We start from the raw sequence: 23,337 nt of genomic DNA on the forward strand, positions 1-23,337 counted from the left end.
AAGTTTTCTCCCAGCCTCCTCTTTTATCTACTTTGTAATCTTCTTTGATGCGTGATTGTAGAAAATCCAAGCAACAATCCCAAAGAAGACCGGACCAAATGCCGTCCAGAATGCAGTTTGAAAATCATGCTCAATAATTGGTTGGATGCATGTAAAGATGATTCCTAGGCAAACAATTATCTCAACAAAGACAACTAATACATTTGTCCAAAAATGATTCTTAAATACTACAAAATCATGTGGGATATCCTTCTTTTGAAAGAATGGGAATGCACCAACAAGGAAGATATACGGGGCACAGGTTGAAACATTAACCATATCTGTCAAGATTTGGTAAAAACTAGCAGCTGCTGAACCCCCAAATGCAACTAAGAAAATAATACACGAAACAAAAATTGCCTGAATCCACATTGCATATGCTGGCATCCCGTGTTTGTTCAATGTCACAATTTTTTTAGGCCATAACTCAGGATTAGCTCCCATGATAAAGGACTTAATCGGGGAGTAAACTAACAAGAACATTGCTCCTAACATCCCCATCAGGCCAGCTAACGCAATCATTCGCGTAAAGAGAACACCAAGAAAAATATTAGTAGCATGACTTAACCCTAGTGACACACCTAGTTGGTATCCTAATTGATTAAAGACAACATAAGTAACATTACCTAAGTTAACGCTTGATTTTGCAATAACATGATTGTAATTAACACTAAAGCCAGTCATTAAAATCATTAGCACATAACTGCCAATCGTTAAGAGCGAACCAATAACTAAGCCTCTTGGAAATGTCTTCGCTGGATTCTTCATACTATCAGTAACTCCACCAAGATTTTCCATTCCACCATATGCAAAGATTGCGTAAACAACGAATGAAATAATCGCAATTGGCGTCTTAAAAGCAGGATTAGGCGACTCAATAAAACTGCTAGTACCATGAATAGGCTGGGCAGTAACCCCCTTGTTAGCAATAATCGTTACTAAACTTGCAATAATAAAAATTGCATTCATTCCAATCATAAACGCTCCACCAAATGAGCTGACTTTCGTAATCCCATTAATTCCCTGGGAACTCAGTAAGGTTACAAGTAAGACAAAAAGAATGGCCAAGATACCAATTAACTGATTAGAATTAAAGATCCAAAAATGCCATTGTTGGGTAGTATCATGGCCAAATAATAGTGCCGACAATGTTATCCAAAGTCGAGAAGCACTTGATACTAGCCACAGAACCCAACTCGCTAACCAAATAAAGGTTCCGATAAAGGCCAGCCGTTCCCCTATCGAACCAGCTAACCAGGAATAGATTCCCCCTTTGGCGTCCTTAAATGCCGAACCATATTCAGCCATCATCAAACAACAGGGGAAGAAGAAACAAACTCCAGCAAGGATGTACCAAAACATCCCCGCATATGCCATTTGATCATAGGCTATTGAAACATTACCAAACCCATATATTGTCGAAATAATCATTAACACCAATGTTGGCGTTGTGATTAATTTTTTCTGCTCTTTCGTAGCCACTCCTATTCAACTCCTCAATAAAAATCCTCATATTTTAGTATCCGTTTTCATTATACCGCCCTTAGTTGAAAACATCGCTTATTTTGTCGGCCATTGAGAAAACAATTAAATAAAAATGTTTTGTAATAAAAAAGTGAGGATAGGAGCAAAAGTTTCTCATCCTGCTTCTATTCTCACATCTTAAATATTTATTTTTTTGTCTCTGGATCTTCAATAATCGGTAAAATGATTCTAAACAATGATCCAGCACCGACTGAACTTTCTAGGGTAATTGAACCATGGTAACCTTCAATTAGTCGTTTGGCAATTGAAAGACCTAATCCATTGCCGCCTTTCTTACGACTACGAGCCTTATCTACTCGATAGAAGCGATCAAAGACCCGTTTTACATTTTCCGGTGAGATCCCTTCACCAAAGTCTTGAATACCAATCTCAACAGTATTCATTCCCCGCGAAAGAATAATATGGATCTCTTTATGATCATCAGTGGAATATTTGACAGCATTGTCACATAAAATCACAAGGACCTGTTCAAGATGATCGCGATAAATATCAACCATGATTGGTTCTTTCAGATCGTCGTCCAAACGGAAAGTAAAGTCTGGATATAGCATCTTAAAGTTATTGTAGACCTGGTGAACCACATCATTAACAATCGTATGCTGGTTGCGGAAATTAATCTCTACTTGCTCTGCTCGGCTCAAATCAAGCATTTCTTGAACCAAGTTTTTCATCCGGCGCGTTTCAATTAATGTTGCCTTAATTGAGTCATCCAGCACTTTTGGATCATCCTTGCCCCATCGCTGAAGCATCTCTAAGTGTCCTTGAATAATCGCAACAGGGGTTCGGAGTTCATGACTAACATCACTGACAAATTGTGACTGCTGGTCGATATACCGCTGCATTCGATCAAGCATTTCATTAAACATTGTTATCAATTCTGCTAGTTCATCGTTACGATTGGTAGTCGGTACCCGGACATCTTTAGTAGGATCTGCACTAATCTCCTTAACTGTGTCATGAATTCCATCCAATGGTCGAAGGAGAAAGAGGGAAAGAAAGTATCCCAATAGCCCACTCGCAATCAAAACCAGGCAGAGAGCCAAGATACATACTAATGCCAACTGATGATAACTTTGCATATAAGCGTCAAGGTTATTTTCAACTTGTAAGTACCCAATCAACTGCCGATTATTCTGACCATAAATTGGCATCTGCCCGACCAACACATCATGATCAGGCCCAGCAGCAATATGAATATTGCGATTAGTCGTAAACTGCGGCTTTTTAATATAACGACCAGTACTCAAAATATTCTTTCCATCAGGATTATAAATATTAATAACCAAGTGTCCATCACTTAACTCTTTAATTACCGGTCGTTTATATTCCTCTCCAGAAATAATATTCGACCGGTTTCTGTCTGGATCAATAAGGTGACTAACATTCTTTTTAGTTAAGGGCTTATCAACAGTACTTAATTGTGTACTAATATTAGTCATCCCTTGATTCAATAATTGTCTTTCTTGATGAAATAAATTTTGCGTAAACGCGCTAAACAATGCCATCGCAACGATACAAAAGATGATTAATGACCCTAATGCCGTTCCAGCTGCCCACTTAATTTTTAGTGAAACAAACCGTCTTTCATCTTTTTGCTTCATAATTGATCATTCCTAGGAGCGAATCACATATCCAGTACCACGAACCGTTTGGATGTAGCTCTTTTCACCAGGACGGTCAATCTTATTCCGCAAGTACCGAATATAAACATCAACAACATTGGTTTCAACCTTGGAATCATAACCCCATACCTTACTCAAAAGGTCTTTTCGTGACATAACAACATTGATATTTTCCATTAAGATCAACAGTAATTCGTATTCCCGCTTGGTAAGGTTAATTACTTCATCGCCGCGACGAACAACCCGGTTCTCTTTTTCAATGGTAAGATCCTTGTAATTGACCGTTGTTTGATGTTCCTTATTATTACCATCTTCAATACTGATTCGCCGCAATAACGCCCGGACCCGTGCAAGGAGTTCTTCAATCGCAAATGGCTTAACAATATAATCATCTGCCCCATGATCTAAACCAGAGACACGGTCAATAACAGAATCACGAGCGGTCATGATAATAATTGGTGTATCTTTTATTTCACGAACCCGCCGTGCAACTTCAATCCCATTTAACTCTGGGAGCATCAAGTCTAGCAAAATCACATCAAAATCTTGATTTAAAGCTGCTTCTAATCCAGCACGACCATCAAGTTCAACATCTGTATCGTAACCTTCATGCTTTAATTCAAGTTCTACAAAATTTGCTAAATTTTCCTCATCCTCAATAATTAAAATTCGACTCATTAATAACTCACCTACTATAATAATCTTTTTTTACTTGTTATACGTATTAATAAAACACAATAATTTTATCACAATTTTTTAATAAACCCCAGTATTCTCTATACTAAAAATCTCGATTTATCAAGGAATTAGATTATATCATTTTTCACTTGTAAATTCTTAGAAAATTTTAAAATAAAAAAACTATCCTAGGTCCGGCGCCTAAAGGATAGCTTTTATATTAATTAGTTGTTAGTGTTAACAACTTGCTTGCCGTCGTAGTAACCACAACTTGGGCATACCATGTGGGACTTGCGAAGTTCACCACAGTTTGGGCAAGGGGTAAGGCCAGGTACATTTAACTTGATGTGACCCCGACGCATACGCTTCTTAGTCTTTGAAGTCTTCCGTGCTGGAACAGCCATGTTTGACACCTCCTAAGAAATTAGAATTATCCACAAATGGTTTTTAACCGTCCGCTATTTTTTGTTATCCTGATCAGGAAAAAGGTTTTGCAACTTAGCGAGACGTGGATCAACTTTGTCATCTTTCTGCTGCTGGGCCTTGTAGTCATCTTCAGAGATAACACTCCAACCTTTTCCATTTGGCATTGGTTTGCCAGATTTTTCTTCGGCAGAAAGAACCCGTAGCGGTACCTGTTCAACGATGTTTTCCGCTAATGCAGTATCAAAATCAATTGAATCACCCTTTTTAATAAGGAAAACAACCTCATCTTCATCCTCATAGCGGGCAAAGTGTGAACGATCATCGATATACGTCTCTGAGAACGTAAAATCGAGCGGTAATTGAACGGGTGTTAACGAGCGACTAGATGGAACGGTTAACGTCGTTGTAACATGAGCGCTAATCGTTGCATCACCATCGTCATAAGTAACGTAACCATCAACTTTAACTGGTTGAACAGCTAAAATAATATCTGGAAACAGCTTCGTTAATGATGCGTTCAGATCAAAAGTACTTTGAATATGAAGTGGTTCATCTTGGTAACGATGTAATTCAGCTAACGACCATTTCAACGTACTAACCTCCTAATGCAACATGTGCAATTATACTAGTCCCCTTATACGTTGTCAATGTTTTTTCCTTGACAACCTTTTAGGGAACCAAATCTACTTAGAATATTTTACCAAACTTTATCAAAGACGTTAATTAATAATTATCGGCGGGTGCTTTAAATCTTGTTCAGCCGGCGTAAATAACTGATATAGTTTTCCTGCTCGGTAATCAAGGTTAAGCAATTGATCCCGCATTTCTTGGTCGACTTTTGTAATCAGCGGTAGATCAAGCTGTTTTTTTACCTCATGAAGGTATTCACGGCCTTGCTTATTAAAGGCCAAGACATGAAGATAAGGATGTTTACTATGCTCAGCTACTTCCTCTTGGGTAATCTGCAAGATAGTGTATAAACAAACTCGCAATAAGTGGGCATAAGTATACCGTTTAGTCTTGGTGAATTTCATAAACGAATTAAAGTCAAGACTCCGCTGGGCAGCTTCCTTCATCCGATATTCTAATCCTTCCGCCATTAGATAAGTTGACTGAAGGGTTGAAACAGGCGTTTGAATAAGCTGATTACGTAATAAAGGATAAAGGTCTGTCCATGAAGGAATACTCTTTATTGCCGCCAATATATCTCCCATCACTTGTGGAACAGCTTGCCGGTAATCGCCCTTTTCATTGATTGCCTGACGAATTGCACTCGCACTCGCAATCTTTCCTTTGATTTGCTGGTCGTGATAGTTACTCCCTTGTCGCTTGATAGGCAGCAATTCAAAATGATAACCCTGGTTGATTTTAGCTTTGGTATAAGCAAAAGCTAAAATATCATTGGGATCAATCAGGGTGACACCAGTTTGTTCCTTCAATTGCTCGTTAAATTGGGTGGCATAGGTTGCATTATACTTATTAAAACTTTCCTGGTTAAAAGCTTCTTCAGCCTTCACCAAACGGGCAAAATCCCATTCTGGATGCTCGCTCCCAAAGACAATCGAGTCAACGCCAAGAGCATTTAAGAGACTCAGCGCTCCTCCGGCAAACCGGTGTGCTGGTTGGACAGCATAAAAAACCGGTAGTTCAATTACAAGGTCCACGCCATTCATCACTGCAGCCCTAGCCCGCGACCATTTATCAACGATTGTCGGTTCACCACGCTGGGTAAAATTACCACTCATTACCGCTACCGTTACATCTGCCCCGGAAATTTTTTTCGCTTGCTGAAGGTGGTAGCGATGCCCATTGTGAAATGGATTATATTCAACAACCATCCCTACTGCTTTCATGTGAACTCTCCTTATTTATGACACTTAAAGAACCATCGTGTTGGTTTTTCTTCTTTGATAGAAGTCGAAAAATTTGATCCCACTTCAACAGAATTAAAACCAGCTTGAGATAACATCTGCTTTAATAAAGGCAATTCATAAGCACGTTCATAATGGGTTTCTCCAACACGATCATAACGTCCATCATTATCTCGAGTGAAAAAAGCTAATTCGTGAATTACGCCATGCTCAACATCATCATCTTTGAAAGACTGCCACATGAACGCTCGCTGATGATCCTTATCCTCATAGTTGAACATATACCCCGGATAAATGACATCAGTTTGATAAGGAGAAATGACATCAAATAAAAAGACACCATTATCTTTCAAATGATCAGCAATTTCATTGAAGGTCTTTTGCACGGCCGCTGCATCGTCTAAATAACAAAAAGAGTCCGCATAACAAGTGATCGCATCATACTGCGGTAAAGCACTGAGGTCCCGCATATCAGCTTGCAAGAGATTCATACTAACTCCTGCTTCCGTGGCATGTTGATCGGCAATACTGAGCATCTCAGCAGAAAAGTCAGCAACCGTTACATCAAATCCACGAGCAGCCAGCATTACTCCTAACCGTCCACTACCGCCAGCTAAATCTAAAATGCTCTTAGTATTAGCAGGAAGGTTTTTAATTGTGAACTTTTCCCACTTCTGGTACATTTCAGGATCAAAAAGCTGGTCATATAACTGGGCAAAACTTTGATAAATCATTAATCATTAATCCAGTCGTTAATATTGACAAGGGGTGCGTCGGCCCATAATTTTTCAAGGTTATAGAATTGACGGGTTTCTTCACGGAAAACATGGACAACCACGTCACCAAGGTCAACCAATACCCATTGAGCATGATTTTTACCTTCAACGCTACCAATTTTGACATTTTCTTCATGCGCTTTTTCAACAATGGCATTCGTAATCGCCTGTACTTGACGGTCTGAGCCTCCCGTCATAATAACGAAATAATCAGCCATTGGACTAATTTCATCAACTTTAAGAGCGACGATATCTTCTGCGCGCCGACCATCGGCAGCCTTGACAACCATTTCTAATAATTGTTTACTATCCATTAATCTATCTCTCCTTCATATTGCGGAACCCATGCATTATAGGTATCTATTGTCTTTGGATATACCGGCTTTCCATTTTCAATCAAATAAGCCAGCGTATGTTTTGTTTGGTAAGCAACTCCTGCTTGAAGGTTTGCTGCTGTAATTACTCGTGCCTTTTTTACGCCGGCAAAGTCACGACCCGGCTCAATATAGTCAGCCATGTAAATAACCTGCTCGAGCTTCGTCATTACTGGCGCTCCAGTAGTATGGTGGCGAACTGCATTTAGGATATCTTCATCCCAAATCCCTAATTCATCCTTAATTAGCTCTGCGCCAACCACTCCATGCCAAATTGCATTACCATAATCTAAGAGCAGCGGATTAAGCCCTTTTTTCTTAATTTCGGCAATAAAATCTTCGTCAGGACGCTGTTTAGCATAATCATGACACAGGCCAGCGATACTTGCTTTTTCAATATCAACACCGTATTGAGCAGCTAACTCAATCGCTGTTTTTTCAACACGTAATACATGCTGAAATCGTTTATTCTTTAACGCCTTTTTGAGACGGTCGATAAGTTCAGACCGTGTCATTGGGATATAACTTTTATTATAAACTAATTCTTCATTCACGATATAATTGATGCTCCTCAATAAACTTGCTTACGGCATCTGGGACCATATACTTGATTGATTGGCCACGTTGCACCCGTTGTCGAATATCGGTTGAACTAAAATCAACTGTTGGGACATCTACCCAAATCACTGGATATCGTGTCTCATTCTTCGCTCCTTGACGGTGAACACCGACAAAATGGAAATGGGGTAAGCGGATTAAATCATTGATCCGATACCACTTGTCAAGGTAATCGACCATATCCCCACCAATAATAAAGTAATAATCCACATTAGGGTGCTTATCTAACAAATACTTAATAGTATCGTAAGTATAGCTGACTCCTCCCCGCTCTAACTCGGTATACTCAATCCCTAAAAAGGGGTTATCAGCAACTGCTAATTCGAGCATCTGTAACCGCAATTGCGGATCAAGCGAATCTTTATGATCAACATGGGGAGGTTTAGCATCTGGTAAAAAATCAACTCGATCAAGACAAAGGGCATGACCAACCTGATCCGCCATAAATAGGTGAGCATTGTGAATAGGATTAAATGTTCCCCCATAGAGGCCGATCCGCTTACGGTGTCCACTAACTTTAGTCTCCGGTTGCGCCTGGGTTTGCACCTTGTCTACTACACTACAGCTTTGCAAAACCGTCACTCCTACTTTTACTTAGATTTCAGCTACTCGTGATGATAATTCACGGGCATCCTTATTTGCTGAAACTTTAAATAAAACTAATACCCGACCAATAACTTGAACTACCTGAATAGAAGTTTTTTCTTCAATTAATTCGCGAACTTCATCAGTTGTAACATCTGAGTTTTGCAAAATGCTAACCTTAATTAATTCTCGACGGTCAAGTGCGCCGTCTAATTGAGCAAGCCAATTGTCCGTCAGACCATCTTTACCCACAGAAAATAGTGGTTGAAGATGGTTTGCTTGTGCTCGTAAAAATCGTTTTTGTTTTCCTCTTAATTGCATAAGTCTTTCCTTTCAAATACTAATTAAATCATTGCGCGCCGTACAAGAGCCCCGACACCTTTCGGAACCCATGCAGCAACAGTCGTTTTCGCAGGAACAGTAATCCATCCTAGACCTTCAAAGACAATATCGCTTTTTTCGGTAATGTGGAACTCATAACGTTCTAATGGTGGGAACCCATCCTTTTCATCGCTAGTCGGTGGGGTAAGCAAATCTCCTAAGTGTTTAGCATAAAAATTATCAGCATTGCTTAGCTTTGTACGGTGAATTGGTAAATTATTATCAAAGTAAGCAACCATTCCCGCACGTTCACCATGAAGATAATCAAATCGCGCAACGCCGCCTAAAAATAATGTTTGACCATCATTTAATTGGTAAGTCTTTGGTTTAATCTCTTTTTGAGGCGCCACAATCTTCAAGTCTTTTGGCGATAAGACATGGGCCATTTGTTCTTGATGGATAATTCCAGGAGTATCAACTAAAACATGCCCATCATCAAGCGGAATTTCAATCTTATCAAGAGTAGTTCCTGGGAAGCGTGAAGTAGTGATCAATTCTTTTACTCCCGTTCGTTGCTTGATAATTTGGTTTATTAACGTTGATTTTCCAACATTTGTAACACCTACAACATAAACATCTCGATTGTGCCGGTATTTTTCAATCACATCAAGCAAGTGGTCAATCTGATGGTTCTTTTTAGCTGAAACAAGAACCGTATCAATTGGACGCAATCCGGCAATATTTGCCTGTTGACGAATCCAGTCAGTTAACTTGGGCCGCCGTAGAGAACGTGGCAACAAGTCTTCCTTATTTCCAACTAATAATACTGGATTATCACCAACAAAACGATGTAAGCCCGGAATTAGACTTCCATTAAAGTCAAAAACATCAACAACATACACAATTAAAGCATTGGCATCCCGAATCTGATTTAATAGGCGCAAAAAGTCATCATCCGTTAATGATACCGGAGCAATTTCATTGTAGTGCCGCAAGCGGAAACAACGCTGACAGTATAATTCTCCTGTCTCCTTTCCCTTCTCAAGGGCTGACTTAGGCGTATAACCCAAGCCATTAGGATCTTCCGTTTGGATAATACTCCCACAACCTATACAACGTAATTCTTCAGTTTGTTGTTCTTGTTCAGTCATTCAAATCCTCCTGCCATTTTAAATCTGGATATTTTTTGTTTAAGCTCTTCCAAACACGGCGTTCAAAGAAGCGGTTAATACGGGTATCCCACTTATCTGTATTTAATAGGGGGCGTACTAAAATGCTTCGAATGCCCGCTTGGTTAGCCGCAGCAACATCAGTCAATAACTGGTCACCAACCATAACCACTTCATCTTTTGCTAAATTAAGTTTTTTCCGTGCACGATCAATCCCAAAACTTAAGGGCTTTAATGATCGCGAAACAAATGGAAGGTCAAGGCTATTAACAGCTTTCCCAACTCGTTCCTTACTATTATTAGAAATAACAATTAGCGGAATATGGGCTTCTCGTAAAGAATCCATCCATTCCTTTAATTCTGGAGTTCCATCTGGATTGTTCCAAGCAATCAAGGTATTATCCAGGTCACTAAAAACAGCTCGCACTCCCTGCTCTTTTAATTGGGCAGGAGAAACAGAATATATTGTATTAACCATCCATGTTGGTTTAAATATCTCTAACAAAGTTGCACCTCATCAAATTTAATATTCCAATCGGTTAACCCGATTAAATGTTCTAGTATTTAATTATATCGTGTGCTTTACTCGGAAAGCAACTAATTAAAAAAAGCCGCTTATCATGCATACGCATCATAAGCGACCGAAGATTATTTAGGCTTAGTTAAGAGCTTTCTTAGCTTCGTCAACGAGTGCCTTAAATGCATCTGCATCGTTAACAGCTAAATCAGCTAACATCTTACGGTTAATGTCAATGTTAGCAACCTTTAAGCCGTGCATTAACTTGCTGTAACTAATGTCGTTCATACGTGCAGCAGCGTTAATCCGAGCAATCCAAAGTTCACGGAACTTACGCTTGTTGACCTTACGATCACGGAAAGCGTAAGTGTAACTCTTCATTACTTGGTCTTTAGCAGTCTTGAAAAGACGGTGCTTTGAACCACGGTAACCCTTTGCTAACTTCATAATGCGCTTGCGACGTGCACGCGTAACAGTTCCACCTTTAACTCGCATGTTGAAATCCTCCTACGTATATTAAATAGTTATTTTTGTGAAGTTTACTTAAATGGTAATAACTTCTTGTAACGCTTTACGTTGGTCTTGTCCATCATGCTCAAACCACGTAATTGACGACGTTGCTTCTTAGTCTTACCGTGGAAACGGTGACTAGTGAATGAGTTTCCACTCTTGAATCCACCATTAGCTGTACGCTTGAAACGCTTGGCAGCAGCACGGTTACTCTTCATCTTTGGCATAACTAATTCCTACCTTCTTAAATTAATTCTTTGCTTTATCAGCAGCCGGAGCAAGAGTTAAGAAAATACTCCGCCCTTCCATCTTCGGACGTTGAACAACAGTAGCGATGTCTGAAGTTTCTTCAGCCATTCGTTCAATCATGTCACGACCGATATCCTTATGGGTAATAGCACGACCACGGAACCGTAATGAAATCCGTACCTTATCGCCCTTTTCAATGAACTTACGAACACGCTTTAACTTAACATTAAAGTCATTAGTATCAATTGATGGACTAAGGCGAATTTCCTTAACCGTTATCGTCTTTTGCTTCTTACGAGCTTCACGCTCTTTCTTTTGCATCTCGAAACGGTACTTCCCGTAATCCATAATGCGGGCAACAGCTGGGCGTGCCTTTGGTGCAACTAATACTAGATCTAAGTTAGCTTCTTCAGCTAATTGTAGCGCTTCACGCTTAGACTTAATGCCCAATTGTTCACCATCTTGACCGATTAACCGCACTTCCCGTGCACGAATACCGTTATTGACAATCATATCTTGTGCTATGGCAACGCACCTCCAATTTTTTTAGCGAAAGATCAAGCAAAAAAGCGAGGTACAAAAGTACCCCGCTTCATAACAACGACCTTATCATAGTGGTCGATTATCATTCATCTCGTCAGCCCGGCGATCAATATCACCTAGGCGAGAAGCGGGTGCTTCTGCTTTTTCTTTCAACGTTTATTAGCTTACTAAATTCAAAGTTTAATGTCAAGAACTTTATCCCTTATCACGCAAATTTTTTCCTTCCATTTCAATCTCACGTGATAAGTACTTGATTCTTTCCATAATGCGAGCCGCTTTGAGGGGCTCATTATCGCCTTGCGCATTGATAGCAAGGTGGTTATTTTGCAACTCATCCATTGAAAAATTAGAACTAAAGAAAGTTGGTAATTCTTCTTGCATCCGATATTCTAAAATTACTCCTAAAATATCATCTCTTACCCATGTTGTCATTGCACCGGCCCCAACATCATCAAGCATTAAAATCGGCGCCCGTTTAATAGCATCCAACTTTTCGCCAGTATTATTTTGCTTAATTGAATTCCGCATTTCAACAGCAAAACTAGGGAAATGAACCATCGTTGTTGCAACTCCCTTACTCTTAGCGAGTTCATTAGCGATTGCTCCAAGGAGGTATGTTTTTCCGACTCCGAATTTTCCATATAGGTAAAGTCCTGGTTGAAAATTATCTTTTTGGTAATTATCTGTAAAGTCCATGGCTGCTTGAATTGCCTTTGTGCGTGTATCAGTTTGGGTATCTTCATTTAAATAATAATCATCATATGACGCATTTTTAATGAACTTAGGCATATTAATCGAGTTAACTAGTCGTTGAATATAACGTTGTCGTTGGCGTTCTAATAACTGTTTAGTTGGAACGTAGGTTACGTCAATTTGGCCTGCACTGATAACCAATTGCGGAGAATATCCCGGGGCAACAGTTGGCACGCCTTTTTCAATTAATTGCTTTTCATGAAAAAACTCATAAAGCTTTGATTGTCCCCGTTTAATTGCTTCTTTACTAAGACGGTCACGATTTTCGTTTAAGAATGCTTGAACATCTTTATCCGCATAAACTTGCTTCATCGTTTGTTGGATATTGTTTGCGATGTTTTGACCGCGCATTAACTCTTGTAAAGTTTTGTTTAGTGACTGCATGCTGCCACCTCCTTTAGCTGCTACTTCTTCTTACGATTAGCGATCCGTTCACGCAGTTTGGCAATTTCTTGTGAGGAAGCCTTTTTCATCAACTCACTCGTGTCTTTCTTGCTCCATGCTGGCATCGGTTCCTTAATCATTTTGCGCCACTTATTTTTCTTTGGCGTCTTTGTTTCCTTTTTCTTTTCTTGCGACTGCTTGTTAAAAGTCTTTAATTGGACAATGGCTTGCTCCCCATTAATTACGCCATGTTGGAGCCAGTTATTGGCAATTGCATCGACAAAATTAGCTGTCAAAGTAGAATTCCCCCGGTCACTAATCACATACCAAGTTAAGATATTAATGGCATCTTGGGTAAGTTTTTCTTGCGCTACTAAACCTGTCAGAATATGACGTTCACCTGAAGTTACGTAGCCACCCGTTTGACCTTTAAGAACCTGAAGAAATTCGACTGGGGAGTAATCCTTAGCTGTCGCCAATAACTCCTGATCTTTACTAGTCAGTTCACTATTTCTATTTGTCACCGGCGCTTCTTTTTCCGCTACTTTTGTCGTTGAAGAATAGACAATATTATAGGTAGACGCAACAATTTGCTTAAATTTTTTCGGATTGAAATGATTGGTTTGCAGATCAATCGACCGCAAAACCAATGTCTTCATCGTTGGCACATCAATCCCATATAATTGATGTTCTAACAATATTAGGTCTCGATTATTTTCCAGGTCTGCACTGACAATTGGCTGATTAGCCAGCAAGTGAATGAGAGTTGACCAATCAAAGTCATCGCTCATCCCCGCAGTTAACTGGGGTTGCTTTTCTACTGGTGCCTGTTTTCGCGCCGTTAAAATCGCTTGTGGTGTTTCAGTAATTGACTGCGAGTTAATATGAAATTCTTCAAAAAAGTTGTGACTCACATTAGTTAGTGAAGTGTTAGAAGAAGCAAGCTTGTATTGCCGACTTTGCTTAGTCAAACGTCCAAACGCATCTTCTCCTACTTCCTCTAAAAGTAAAATACTCAGCAAGTTATCAGCTAAAAATTTTTCTGGAGTAAGGGTCGGCTGCAATTCATAAACGTATACGTCCCCGATCTCATCGTGCTGGAAATAAGTTTGCACTAAGCCAACTGCCTCTAAACGATGAAGAGCCTCCAGTACTTGTCGGCCCCCAGCATTTACCTGGGCTAACAGGTCACTTTGCAAGGTCCGGTTAGCAATCGTAGGATTAGGCAACAAGCGCGCTTTTAACGCATAAAAAAAGCTAAACGCAACTGGTCCTAAAATTGGCTGATAAAATGTTGCAAAAGTCTGGTCATTAAAACTAATAAATGCAGTGCTGGCCGTAACAACATAACCGGCTTGCGGGTCAAAAGCTGCTGCAGTCATTTTACAGCCCTCCTAAGTTATTTTTTATGTTCTGCCTTCATCATGGTTTCAAGTTCGCTCATAAAGGCATCAACGTCCTTAAATTGGCGGTAAACACTTGCAAACCGAATATAAGCAATCTCATCGACGCCTTTTAATTCGTTCATCACAAATTTACCAATAATTTGACTGGAGACTTCGCTTTCACCAATACTCCGGATTTGTTTTTCCACTTTATCTGCAATCTTGGTCAATCGCTCCATACTAACCGGTCGTTTTTCTGCCGAGCGCACAACCCCATTGAGGATCTTTTGGCGACTGAATTCTTGGCGCGTGCCATCTTTTTTAATTACTAGTAGTGGCGTTTCCTCGTACCGTTCAAAGGTTGTAAAACGAAAGCCACAATGAATGCACTCACGACGACGACGAATAAAGCTTCCGTCTTCGCTTGGCCGACTATCGACAACCCGTGATCCATTTTTGTGACAATGTGGACAGCGCAATGTGTCCCCCTCCTTTATAGTATAAGTACTTTATTTTACCACATTTTACTCTGCTTTTAGCTGATTTATTAGGGATGCGACTCGTTTTTGCAGGGCAGCCTGGTCACCATTATTATTTATTTTAAAATCCGCCCGCGCTTCTTTATCTGATAATGGCATTTGGGCAGCAATTCGCGCTTGCGCTTCCTCTTTAGAACAATGATCACGAGCCATTAACCGTTTAAGCTGCGTTTGTGGATCAGTATAAACAACTACCACATAATCACAATCTCCATCATAATATTGCTCGAATAATAATGGTACATCTAACACCACGAGCGGAATACCCTGTTTTTTTAAAGTATTAACCTGCGCAAAGATAGCATCGTAAATTAATGGCTGAAGAATCTCATTGAGTTTTTTCAACGCTTCTTTATCATTAAAGACAATTTTTGCTAAGGCTTGCCGATTGAGCTCCCCAGTTGGCAAAAGTACTTTTGGACCAAATACTTTGACAATCCGTGTTAACCCAACCGAGTCTGGTGCCTGGACTTGCCGCGCTACTTGGTCAGCATCAATCACCGGAATCCCAGCCTGGCGCAAAATAGTGCTTACCGTTGTCTTGCCGGTTGCGATTCCACCTGTTAATCCAACTATTTTTGTCATTTCTTATTCCTTCAATACTTGACAGTGTGGACAAAATGTCGTTCCACGTTCAGCAACCTTAATTTTAACCATTTTCGTGCCACAACGCGGACATTCATCCCCCGCATGACCATAAGCTTTTAAGCGATCTTGGAAAGCGCCGGCATCACCAAATGCATTCGTAAAACTATGCACAGTGGTTCCCTTGTACTTAATCGCTGTCGCCAATTCTTTGATAATATTTTTCCGTAATTCAGTAATTTGGCTAGCCGTTAAAGTATTGGCTGGTTGCTCCGGGTTTATCCCCGTCATCCATAGCACCTCATCAACGTAAATGTTACCCAGACCGGCGACATGACGCTGATTAAGCAAGAATGGCTTAATTTTTCCCCGACTCTTTTTTAATTCAGCTGTAAAGTATGGCAACGTAAAGGCGTCTTCTGTCGGTTCAGGGCCAATCGTCTTCAATCCGCCGACATTCATCTCATCACCGGTTTTTACCAGTGTCATCCGCCCAAATTTACGGGCATCTTGATAACATAATTCCGTGCCGTCCGTAAATTCAAAGACAACATGGGTATGTTTATCAATTGGTCCGCCAATCGGTTGGTTGTAATATTTTCCTTCCATGCGAAGGTGTGAAATCATCGTCAAATCATTAGTAAAACGAAAAAGAAGATATTTCCCTCGCCGATCAACATTTTCAATCGTCTGTCCAATCAACGCCTGCCGAAAATCTTCAACGTCATTGGTAATCGTTTTACCATAATAAACATCGATCGCGTTAATTTTACGCTTAGCGGCAATCTTCAGCAAACCGCGGCGAACAGTTTCAACTTCTGGTAATTCAGGCATTTAATTTCCTCCGATCTATTTTTTAAGGTCATACCAGGTATCCCCATACTTACTATCTACTTTAAGCGGCACATCCAACTTAACGGCCGAATCCATTACTTTTGGCACCAATTCCGATAGAACCGGGATTTCTTCCTTTGGAGCCTCAAAGACTAATTCATCATGAATCTGCAAGAGCATTTTTGCCTTTAGATGACGTTTCTCAAGCTCATCTTGCATCCGGATCATCGCAATCTTAATGATATCAGCAGCGCTCCCCTGAATTGGCGTATTCATTGCAGTCCGCTCTGCAAATGATCGCTTGCTAAAACTTTTGGCATGAATATCTGGTAAGTAACGACGACGGTGAGTAATCGTCTCAACATAACCATTTTCTTTAGCAAACGCAATCGTGTCATTGATGTATTTCTTTACACCGGGGAATTCATGGAAATAATTTTGAATAAATTCATGAGCTTCTGCACGACTAACATGAATCCGTTGTGCCAGTCCGTAATCACTAATCCCGTAAACAATTCCAAAATTAACTGCTTTTGCCCGACGCCGCATATTACGGTCAATCTCGGCATCAGGGGCTAGATGGAAAATTCGGCGAGCTGTACTAGCATGAATATCTTCACCATTCTTAAAGTCTTCCTGAAGGTTCTTGTCACCAGTGATGTGAGCAAGAACCCGTAATTCAACTTGCGAATAATCTGAAGAGAAGATTTGCCAACCTTCATGACTAGGAACAAATGCCTTTCTGATTAAGCGCCCTTCCGGCAACCGTACTGGAATATTTTGCAGATTAGGATCAACAGAAGACAAGCGACCAGTCTGCGTTAATGTCTGTAAGTAGCGCGTATGGATCTTCTGGTCATTTGAATGGATAACTTTCAGCAAACCAGTGATATAGGTAGATTGAAGCTTAGCAATTTGACGATATTCCAAAATTTGCTCAACAATCGGTGACTTATCAGCTAACTTCTCCAGCACATCAACTGCAGTGGAATAACCGGTCTTGGTCTTTTTGATCACTGGTAATTTCAATTTTTCAAACAGAATATGGCCTAGTTGCTTAGTAGAGTTAATGTTAAATTCCTCGCCAGCTTCTTGATAGATCTGACTTTCAATTTCTGATAGCCGTTCAGTTAATTTACTACCCATATCTTTCAAAGTTTGTGCATCTACATGGACACCCGCAATTTCCATTTTTGCAAGAACCCGGGTTAGCGGTAATTCAATATCAGTATATAGTGGCGTTTGCTTATTTTCGTCTAATTTGGCAAAAAGATCCTTGCGCAGCTGTTCAATTGCCCGCGCCTTCGTAGCCAGGTGACTAAAGAAGGTCTTATCATCATCAGGCACAGCGCGCTTAGCACCTTTACCATAAACTTCCTCATCTGTTCGGACATCATCGTAACCGTGTTCCTGAGCTACTTGTCCCAGGTCGTTACTATTATCATTAGTATTTAGAAGGTAAGATGCCAAAAGTAGATCAAAATTAATGTTTTCAAGCGGAATACCGAGGCGATGAAGCCCAACGATTTGTGCCTTGGCATTAAAGACATTCTTCTCAACACTATCACTCTGGAGTAAATCCTTGAGAGGCGCCTCTTTAAGCAGGTCCACATCTCGACTCGTAAACCAGTGTCCTTCATTGCCGATCACAAAACCAGCGAATGGTGACGTGTGGTAATTTTCTTCTGACATTTCAAGGTAAAAACTTACTTCACCCGTTAATTGTCCTAGGTCATCTAAGTTATCTTTAGTTAAAACTGTGTAGTCAATTGGAGCAATCTCAGCTTCGTCTTCCTCTCCAGCCCCATCGATATCCATCTTTTTCAAGAAAGATTTAAAGCCCATCTCTTTGTAAAACTTAATCAAGTCATCCGTTTGTGGGCCCTGATATTGCAGATCATCTAAGCCAATCTTGATCGGAGCATCCCGAAGAATTGTTGCTAATGTCTTACATTGGCGAGCAACCTCTTCATCCTCAATCAAATGTTCTTTCATCTTACTCTTTTTGAGGTCATCGATATGGTCATAAAGCTCTTCAACTGAACCAAACTGTTTTACAAGCTTGATTGCAGTCTTTTCCCCGATTTTAGTTACACCAGGATAATTATCGGAAGAATCACCCATCAGTGCCTTCATATCAATTATTTGGCGCGGCGTAATTCCTAATTTTTCTTCGACATGCGCTGGCGTGTAGTGCTCCGTATCAGTAACTCCTTTGTGGGTAACAGCAACGGTCGTATTCTCACTTGCTAACTGGGTAAGGTCTCGATCTCCAGTTACGATCAACGTCTTGTAGCCAGCATCATCCGCTTGCTTAGCCAAAGTACCGATAATATCATCAGCTTCATAGTTAGCTAATTCATAACTATGTAATCCAGAGTCTTTGATCAATTCGCGCACATAAGGGATCTGCTCGGTCAATTCATTAGGCGTCTTGTTTCGACCACCCTTATAGTCATCATACATCTTCGTCCGGAAGGTTACTTTTCCTGCATCAAAGGCTACTAAAGCCGCATCCGGTTTAAAGTTTTGCAACACATGGTCAAGCATCAACTTAAAGCCATAAATTGCAGCTGTATGCAAGCCGTCCTTATTTGTAAATTTGTCCATTTGATTATGCATAGCAAAAAATGCCCGGAAAACAATACTATTTCCGTCAATTAACAATAATTGTTTTGTCATTTAATCCCCGCCCTTCTATCGCTAATAGTAATTGTACCAGAGAATATAGTAATGGTTTAGTTTCTTGACCAAAGATTTAAGCTATAATTAAAATGAAAAAACATTAGATGTGAGATGAAATTCATGGATAAACTCATTAACTATCAAAAGCCTGCAGAAGCACGTCTCTTTGCCCTGCTCCTCACTTTTAGCGGTGGCTTCATCGATGCTTTTACATATATCAAATGTGGGCGCACAATGGCAGCAGCCTAAACTGGCAATATTATTTTTCTTAGTGCTGCTTTAGCAAACCATAATTTTCTCGGCGTCGTTGATCGGCTTGACTCATTGATTACATTTATTCTTGGATTAGCAATGGTCAGCAGCCTGCATGCCCATTTAAGAACTGATTATTGGCGAGTAGTTTGTTTATTGCCGATTTTATTAGTAGGAGCAATTATCGGTTTTCTCCCCGATAGCTTCCCTGACTATTTGATGGTACCAGCTGTTTCATTTGGGCTTGCAATGCAAAGTGCCACTTTTAGCAAAATCGAGGGGCTCGGCTATAACAGTGTCTTTACAAGCGGCAGTGTCAAAAAAGCTGCGGTTGCCTGGAGCGAATATTATTTTTATCATGATCGCTCGCAACGATCAGCTGCCTTTAGTTATTTAATGATCGTGATCTGTTTTACGCTCGGCGCGATCATTTCTGCGCAGTTGCTTCCCTTTTTCCGAATGAAAACTATCTGGATTGCCACTTTTTTGATTCTCGTAACTGATAGTTCTTATTATTTAACTAAAAGGAAAAACGTTAATAAGTAGTTTTTAAATATAGTAAAGAGGCTGAGAAAAACTTTTGTTTTTCAACAGCCTCTTACTATTTTGCAATATAATAACAAGATAACGTGCAAAACACTCACTTTTAATTAATTTCGGTCACTCATTCCAAAAATTTGGAGAAGTGAGATAAAGAGATTTACAAAGTCTAAGTACAATTGAAGGGCACCTAGAACAGCTAAACCGTTTGTTGATACTTCGCCACCATAGTTGATGTAGATCTGCTTCATCTTTTGTGCATCCCAAGCTGTTAAAACAGTAAAGATAATAACAGCGATAAAGGAGAAGATGTAAGCAATGGCCGGACTTTGTAAGAACATGTTGATAAGGTAAGCAATCATTAAAGCAATCAAGGCAGCCATCGCGTGAGCACCAAACTTGCTTAAGTCGCGCTTAGTAATGGTCCCATACAAAGCCATCGTGACAAAAACAGCCGCGGATGATACGAAAGCTGAGGCAATGCTTGCTCCTGAATAAACACCAGCAATAATTGCAAACTCGACACCATAGATTATTGCCGTCAGCATCAGCATAACAAATGCTCCAACTGGGTTCCGGGTAGCACTAAAGCTTACCCCCATTGACAAAGCAATCGGTAGCAATAAGATAACCCAAACCATTCCAGGGTGAGCACTAAAGAAACCGAAAACCGCACTCCGGAATACCCCCATGGTCAAGTAAGCACTAAATGCAGAAACAAGAACTGCCAGCGTCATATTTCCATACATTCGGGTCAAGAAACTATTCAAACCAGCTGCGTCAGTAACAACCCGACGCCCTGGCTCTTGAGAAAAGTTATTCATCAAGACTCCCTCTTTCTATTTAATTTGACTTTATTTGACTAATTATAAAAATGGTAGCAGAGGCCACCATTTCATTCAAGTAAATCTTTAATTATTTTAACAATTCTTTGTACTTTTCTTCGTACTTTTCAACGTCACCGGCACCCATGAAAACAACTACCGCATTGTGGTATTGCAAAAGTTTGTCCATGGTATCCATGTCGATACCTTCACTACCGTCAATCCGTTGCTCCAAATCAGCACTAGAAACATTTCCAGCATTTTCACGAATTGAGCCAAAGATTGGGGTAACAAAAGTCTTATCTGCTCGGCTAAGCGATTCTGCAAAACCATCAATGTAAGCGGCCAATCGTGAATATGTGTGAGGCTGGAAAACAGCGATAACTTCACGATCTGGGTACTTTTGCCGTGCCGCATCAATTGTTGCTTTAATTTCGCTTGGATGGTGAGCATAGTCATCAATAATGGTCGTATCCGCAATGTCAGTTTCGCTGAAACGACGCTTTACCCCACTAAAGTTGGCTAGTTCCTGTTGGATCTCATCCATGTTCATGTGCTCCATGTATGCAACCGCTAGTACCGCCAAGCTATTAAGAACACTGTGTTCACCGTATAAGTGAATGGTAAATGTGCCAAGCTTTTGGTTGCGGAAGTAAGCATCATATGTTGAGCCTTCTGGTGTCCGTTGAATGCTTTCTGCCCGGAAATCATCATCTGGATTAGTTCCATAGTAGTAAACCGGAACATCAACATTTAAGTCACGAAGACTAGGATCGTCTCCCCAAGCAAAAATTGCCCGTTGAACTTGCTTACCGTATGTTTCAAATGAATCACGGACATCTGCCAAATCATTGAAGTAATCAGGGTGATCAAAGTCAACGTTTGTCATAATTGCATAGTCTGGATGGTAGGCAAGGAAGTGATCACGGTATTCATCGGCTTCAAAAACAAAGAAGCGTGCATCCGCATTTCCTTTACCTACTCCATCACCGATCAAGTAGCTAGTTGGTTCAACTGCCGCTAATACGTGTGATAACAATGCAGTCGTACTGGTCTTACCGTGTGCTCCGGCAATCCCAATACTAGTATGATTCTTAACCTCATTTTCAACAGCCTCAGGGTAACTTAAAATTTTAAGGCCTAATTCATGTGCTCGTTTAATCTCTGGGTGATCATCATCAAAAGCGTTTCCTTGGATAACAATCATCCCTGGTTTCAAATTGGCTGGATCAAATGGCAAAATTTTAATTCCCGCCGCTAATAATGGCGCTTGTGTAAATGTTTCCTTTTCAATATCTGAACCTAGTACTTGGTGTCCTTTGTCATGAAGGATACGTGCTAAAGCGGCCATCCCGGTCCCTTTAATACCAACAAAGTAATATGTATTTTGTTCCATCAATCCAATTCCTTTCAACAATTCAATTTAAAATAAATGCGAGGGGTAGATCAGTAACTATGATCCATCCCTCACTAAATAATAAAGCATTATAAAATTTTGGCAATAGTAATCAGCTGTTTTTTGTTAGTTTTCTGGGTAAAACGTATCGGCCTTAGCAAAATCAACCGGTTCACCGACTTCTTGCCAGCCATCAGGGATAATGAATAGGCCCTTTTCATCGGGAGCATTCTTAATCCGTAGTTCACGGAAACCACAGAGCATTCCGTCACTATCAACACCCATCAATTGACCAGGCCAAATGATCTTACCGTCTGGCATCATCGCACCAGGCCGAGCAACTACGACTTTAATACCTTCTGCAACATTAGGAGATCCACATACGATTTGGACAGTCTTATCATCAGCAATCCGTGTTTGCGTTACTTTTAAGTGGTCAGACTTAGGATGGTCAGTGATCTTTTCAACATAACCGACCACAAATTTAGGATCTTCGTCAGCCGTTAAGAGCTTATCAAAGCCCGCTTCTTGTAACTTTGCATTTAATTTTTCAACTTGGGCTGCATCTAAAAATACTTGCCCGTTTTCACTTGTTAATTCTGGTAAGACCTTGCTGGCGTTCATAAAGTTATAGCCAAGTAATGCACCATCTTTTTCAGCGGTGATCTGAGCTACATCATCAGCAATCTTAGTAATTTGATTATCCGCATCTGGAGCGGTAATAACGACTAAAATGTCGCCTAATTCATTGGGATTGTAACTTGAAATTAACATCAAATATTCCTCTCTCTAATATAATCTACCATTTTATATTATTACATAAAAAGAAGACTATGAAAATCTAATTTAAAACTAAAGAAGGCTGAATAATTCAGTCCCTTTATTTTCACAGCCTTCTTAATTTTACTTCAAATTGTTTAAAAAATCTTCAACTTGTTGCTTAGTTTTACGATCTTTATTGACAAATCGACCAATTTCTTTACCATTATCATATACAATGAAACTTGGAATTCCAAATATATTTAATTCAGCAGCGAGGTCGATGTTTTCATCGCGATCAACTTCATAGAAAGTATAATCACTGAAGTCTTGTTCGATCTCAGGCATTGCCGGCTTAATAAAACGACAATCTGGGCACCAACCAGCTGTAAAGAAAAGGACAACCTTGCTATTGCTAATAGTTTCAATTAATTGATCTTCTTTTAATTGTGGTAATCTTTCCATAATCCTCATCCTTATATCATTTTAGCAATATTATACCATGCTTCTTATCTATTGTAAGTAATCTGCTTGTAAGGACTAGATATTTGGATTTTA

26 protein-coding genes, 1 pseudogene and 1 other annotated feature are annotated in these 23,337 nt (G+C 40.0%); of the genes and pseudogenes, 1 reads left to right on the forward strand and 26 read right to left on the reverse strand.

The genetic code is table 11. From position 1 onward, the window contains the following. Positions 1 to 27 precede the first annotated feature (27 nt). From yjeM to polA, 22 genes are all read right to left on the reverse strand, one after another. Entirely contained in the window at positions 28 to 1,521 is a 1,494-nt protein-coding gene (yjeM, locus tag QOS06_RS02725; RefSeq protein WP_139561351.1) for a glutamate/gamma-aminobutyrate family transporter YjeM, read from the reverse strand. 188 nt (positions 1,522 to 1,709) lie between these two features. Beyond that, the gene (locus tag QOS06_RS02730) at positions 1,710 to 3,185 is read right to left on the reverse strand and encodes a HAMP domain-containing sensor histidine kinase (protein WP_085678848.1); all 1,476 of its coding nucleotides are present in this window, start codon (positions 3,183 to 3,185) and stop codon (positions 1,710 to 1,712) included. A 12-nt stretch (positions 3,186 to 3,197) separates the two neighbouring features. After that, positions 3,198 to 3,884, reverse strand: coding sequence for a response regulator transcription factor (locus QOS06_RS02735; RefSeq protein WP_003668474.1), 687 nt, complete (start codon positions 3,882 to 3,884; stop codon positions 3,198 to 3,200). 224 nt (positions 3,885 to 4,108) lie between these two features. Beyond that, on the reverse strand, positions 4,109 to 4,288 hold the full coding sequence (rpmF, locus tag QOS06_RS02740) for a 50S ribosomal protein L32 (protein ID WP_003664092.1): 180 nt from the start codon (positions 4,286 to 4,288) through the stop codon (positions 4,109 to 4,111). Between the two features lie 54 nt (positions 4,289 to 4,342). Continuing rightward, a complete protein-coding gene (locus QOS06_RS02745; RefSeq protein ID WP_003664093.1) occupies positions 4,343 to 4,900 on the reverse strand; it encodes a DUF177 domain-containing protein in 558 nt (185 codons plus the stop codon). Positions 4,901 to 5,029: 129 nt separating this feature from the next. Beyond that, positions 5,030 to 6,163: a nucleotidyltransferase gene (locus QOS06_RS02750; RefSeq protein WP_139561353.1), complete on the reverse strand. Its 1,134-nt coding sequence runs from the start codon at positions 6,161 to 6,163 to the stop codon at positions 5,030 to 5,032. An 11-nt stretch (positions 6,164 to 6,174) separates the two neighbouring features. Continuing rightward, on the reverse strand, positions 6,175 to 6,915 hold the full coding sequence (locus tag QOS06_RS02755; RefSeq protein ID WP_085719323.1) for a class I SAM-dependent DNA methyltransferase: 741 nt from the start codon (positions 6,913 to 6,915) through the stop codon (positions 6,175 to 6,177). Further along, entirely contained in the window at positions 6,915 to 7,271 is a 357-nt protein-coding gene (gene rsfS, locus QOS06_RS02760; protein WP_003670865.1) for a ribosome silencing factor, read from the reverse strand. The genes QOS06_RS02755 and rsfS overlap by 1 nt, the downstream gene beginning before the upstream one ends. Then, positions 7,271 to 7,885: a bis(5'-nucleosyl)-tetraphosphatase (symmetrical) YqeK gene (gene yqeK, locus QOS06_RS02765; protein WP_078009283.1), complete on the reverse strand. Its 615-nt coding sequence runs from the start codon at positions 7,883 to 7,885 to the stop codon at positions 7,271 to 7,273. The genes rsfS and yqeK overlap by 1 nt, the downstream gene beginning before the upstream one ends. Further along, positions 7,878 to 8,531 carry a nicotinate-nucleotide adenylyltransferase gene (locus QOS06_RS02770; protein ID WP_396427713.1) on the reverse strand — a complete coding sequence of 218 codons (654 nt, stop codon included), beginning with the start codon at positions 8,529 to 8,531 and terminating at the stop codon, positions 7,878 to 7,880. Before QOS06_RS02770 ends, yqeK begins: the two co-directional genes overlap by 8 nt. Before the next feature lie 12 nt (positions 8,532 to 8,543). Further along, entirely contained in the window at positions 8,544 to 8,855 is a 312-nt protein-coding gene (gene yhbY, locus QOS06_RS02775; protein ID WP_003664099.1) for a ribosome assembly RNA-binding protein YhbY, read from the reverse strand. Between the two features lie 23 nt (positions 8,856 to 8,878). Continuing rightward, positions 8,879 to 10,006: a ribosome biogenesis GTPase YqeH gene (yqeH, locus tag QOS06_RS02780; protein ID WP_019253098.1), complete on the reverse strand. Its 1,128-nt coding sequence runs from the start codon at positions 10,004 to 10,006 to the stop codon at positions 8,879 to 8,881. Beyond that, entirely contained in the window at positions 9,999 to 10,529 is a 531-nt protein-coding gene (locus QOS06_RS02785; protein ID WP_065533117.1) for a YqeG family HAD IIIA-type phosphatase, read from the reverse strand. The genes yqeH and QOS06_RS02785 overlap by 8 nt, the downstream gene beginning before the upstream one ends. 153 nt (positions 10,530 to 10,682) lie before the next feature. After that, the gene (rplT, locus tag QOS06_RS02790; protein ID WP_003664105.1) at positions 10,683 to 11,036 is read right to left on the reverse strand and encodes a 50S ribosomal protein L20; all 354 of its coding nucleotides are present in this window, start codon (positions 11,034 to 11,036) and stop codon (positions 10,683 to 10,685) included. Positions 11,037 to 11,080: 44 nt separating this feature from the next. After that, positions 11,081 to 11,278 carry a 50S ribosomal protein L35 gene (gene rpmI / locus QOS06_RS02795; RefSeq protein ID WP_003664106.1) on the reverse strand — a complete coding sequence of 66 codons (198 nt, stop codon included), beginning with the start codon at positions 11,276 to 11,278 and terminating at the stop codon, positions 11,081 to 11,083. A gap of 22 nt (positions 11,279 to 11,300) precedes the next feature. After that, entirely contained in the window at positions 11,301 to 11,813 is a 513-nt protein-coding gene (gene infC, locus QOS06_RS02800) for a translation initiation factor IF-3 (protein WP_003664107.1), read from the reverse strand. Between the two features lie 42 nt (positions 11,814 to 11,855). After that, positions 11,856 to 11,992, reverse strand: a sequence feature (ribosomal protein L20 leader region). Positions 11,993 to 12,038: 46 nt separating this feature from the next. Then, positions 12,039 to 12,980 carry a primosomal protein DnaI gene (dnaI, locus tag QOS06_RS02805; RefSeq protein ID WP_003670857.1) on the reverse strand — a complete coding sequence of 314 codons (942 nt, stop codon included), beginning with the start codon at positions 12,978 to 12,980 and terminating at the stop codon, positions 12,039 to 12,041. Between the two features lie 20 nt (positions 12,981 to 13,000). Beyond that, on the reverse strand, positions 13,001 to 14,362 hold the full coding sequence (locus QOS06_RS02810) for a replication initiation and membrane attachment family protein (protein ID WP_085678866.1): 1,362 nt from the start codon (positions 14,360 to 14,362) through the stop codon (positions 13,001 to 13,003). Positions 14,363 to 14,379: 17 nt separating this feature from the next. Next, positions 14,380 to 14,844 carry a transcriptional regulator NrdR gene (gene nrdR, locus QOS06_RS02815; RefSeq protein ID WP_085678869.1) on the reverse strand — a complete coding sequence of 155 codons (465 nt, stop codon included), beginning with the start codon at positions 14,842 to 14,844 and terminating at the stop codon, positions 14,380 to 14,382. 45 nt (positions 14,845 to 14,889) lie between these two features. After that, entirely contained in the window at positions 14,890 to 15,489 is a 600-nt protein-coding gene (coaE, locus tag QOS06_RS02820) for a dephospho-CoA kinase (RefSeq protein WP_085678872.1), read from the reverse strand. A gap of 3 nt (positions 15,490 to 15,492) precedes the next feature. After that, positions 15,493 to 16,323 carry a bifunctional DNA-formamidopyrimidine glycosylase/DNA-(apurinic or apyrimidinic site) lyase gene (gene mutM / locus QOS06_RS02825; RefSeq protein ID WP_085678876.1) on the reverse strand — a complete coding sequence of 277 codons (831 nt, stop codon included), beginning with the start codon at positions 16,321 to 16,323 and terminating at the stop codon, positions 15,493 to 15,495. Positions 16,324 to 16,338: 15 nt separating this feature from the next. Then, positions 16,339 to 19,005, reverse strand: coding sequence for a DNA polymerase I (gene polA, locus QOS06_RS02830; protein WP_085678879.1), 2,667 nt, complete (start codon positions 19,003 to 19,005; stop codon positions 16,339 to 16,341). A gap of 123 nt (positions 19,006 to 19,128) precedes the next feature. Here polA and QOS06_RS02835 point away from each other — a divergent pair. Further along, positions 19,129 to 19,806 (forward strand): annotated as a pseudogene (locus tag QOS06_RS02835) (YoaK family protein). Between the two features lie 104 nt (positions 19,807 to 19,910). Here QOS06_RS02835 and QOS06_RS02840 read toward each other — a convergent pair. The 4 genes from QOS06_RS02840 to QOS06_RS02855 all read right to left on the reverse strand — a co-directional run bounded on the left by QOS06_RS02840 (position 19,911) and on the right by QOS06_RS02855 (position 23,244). Beyond that, entirely contained in the window at positions 19,911 to 20,624 is a 714-nt protein-coding gene (locus tag QOS06_RS02840) for a Bax inhibitor-1/YccA family protein (RefSeq protein WP_003668494.1), read from the reverse strand. 91 nt (positions 20,625 to 20,715) lie between these two features. Beyond that, positions 20,716 to 22,020, reverse strand: coding sequence for a UDP-N-acetylmuramate--L-alanine ligase (gene murC, locus QOS06_RS02845; protein WP_139561355.1), 1,305 nt, complete (start codon positions 22,018 to 22,020; stop codon positions 20,716 to 20,718). Between the two features lie 126 nt (positions 22,021 to 22,146). Continuing rightward, positions 22,147 to 22,794, reverse strand: a complete 648-nt coding sequence (ytpR, locus tag QOS06_RS02850) for a YtpR family tRNA-binding protein (RefSeq protein ID WP_283595465.1) — start codon at positions 22,792 to 22,794, stop codon at positions 22,147 to 22,149. Positions 22,795 to 22,923: 129 nt separating this feature from the next. Beyond that, on the reverse strand, positions 22,924 to 23,244 hold the full coding sequence (locus QOS06_RS02855; RefSeq protein ID WP_085678888.1) for a thioredoxin family protein: 321 nt from the start codon (positions 23,242 to 23,244) through the stop codon (positions 22,924 to 22,926). Positions 23,245 to 23,337: the final 93 nt, after the last annotated feature.

Source organism: Limosilactobacillus sp. DJ3M12 (assembly GCF_947381695.1).
GTDB classification, from domain to species: Bacteria; Bacillota; Bacilli; order Lactobacillales; family Lactobacillaceae; genus Limosilactobacillus; species Limosilactobacillus kinnaridis.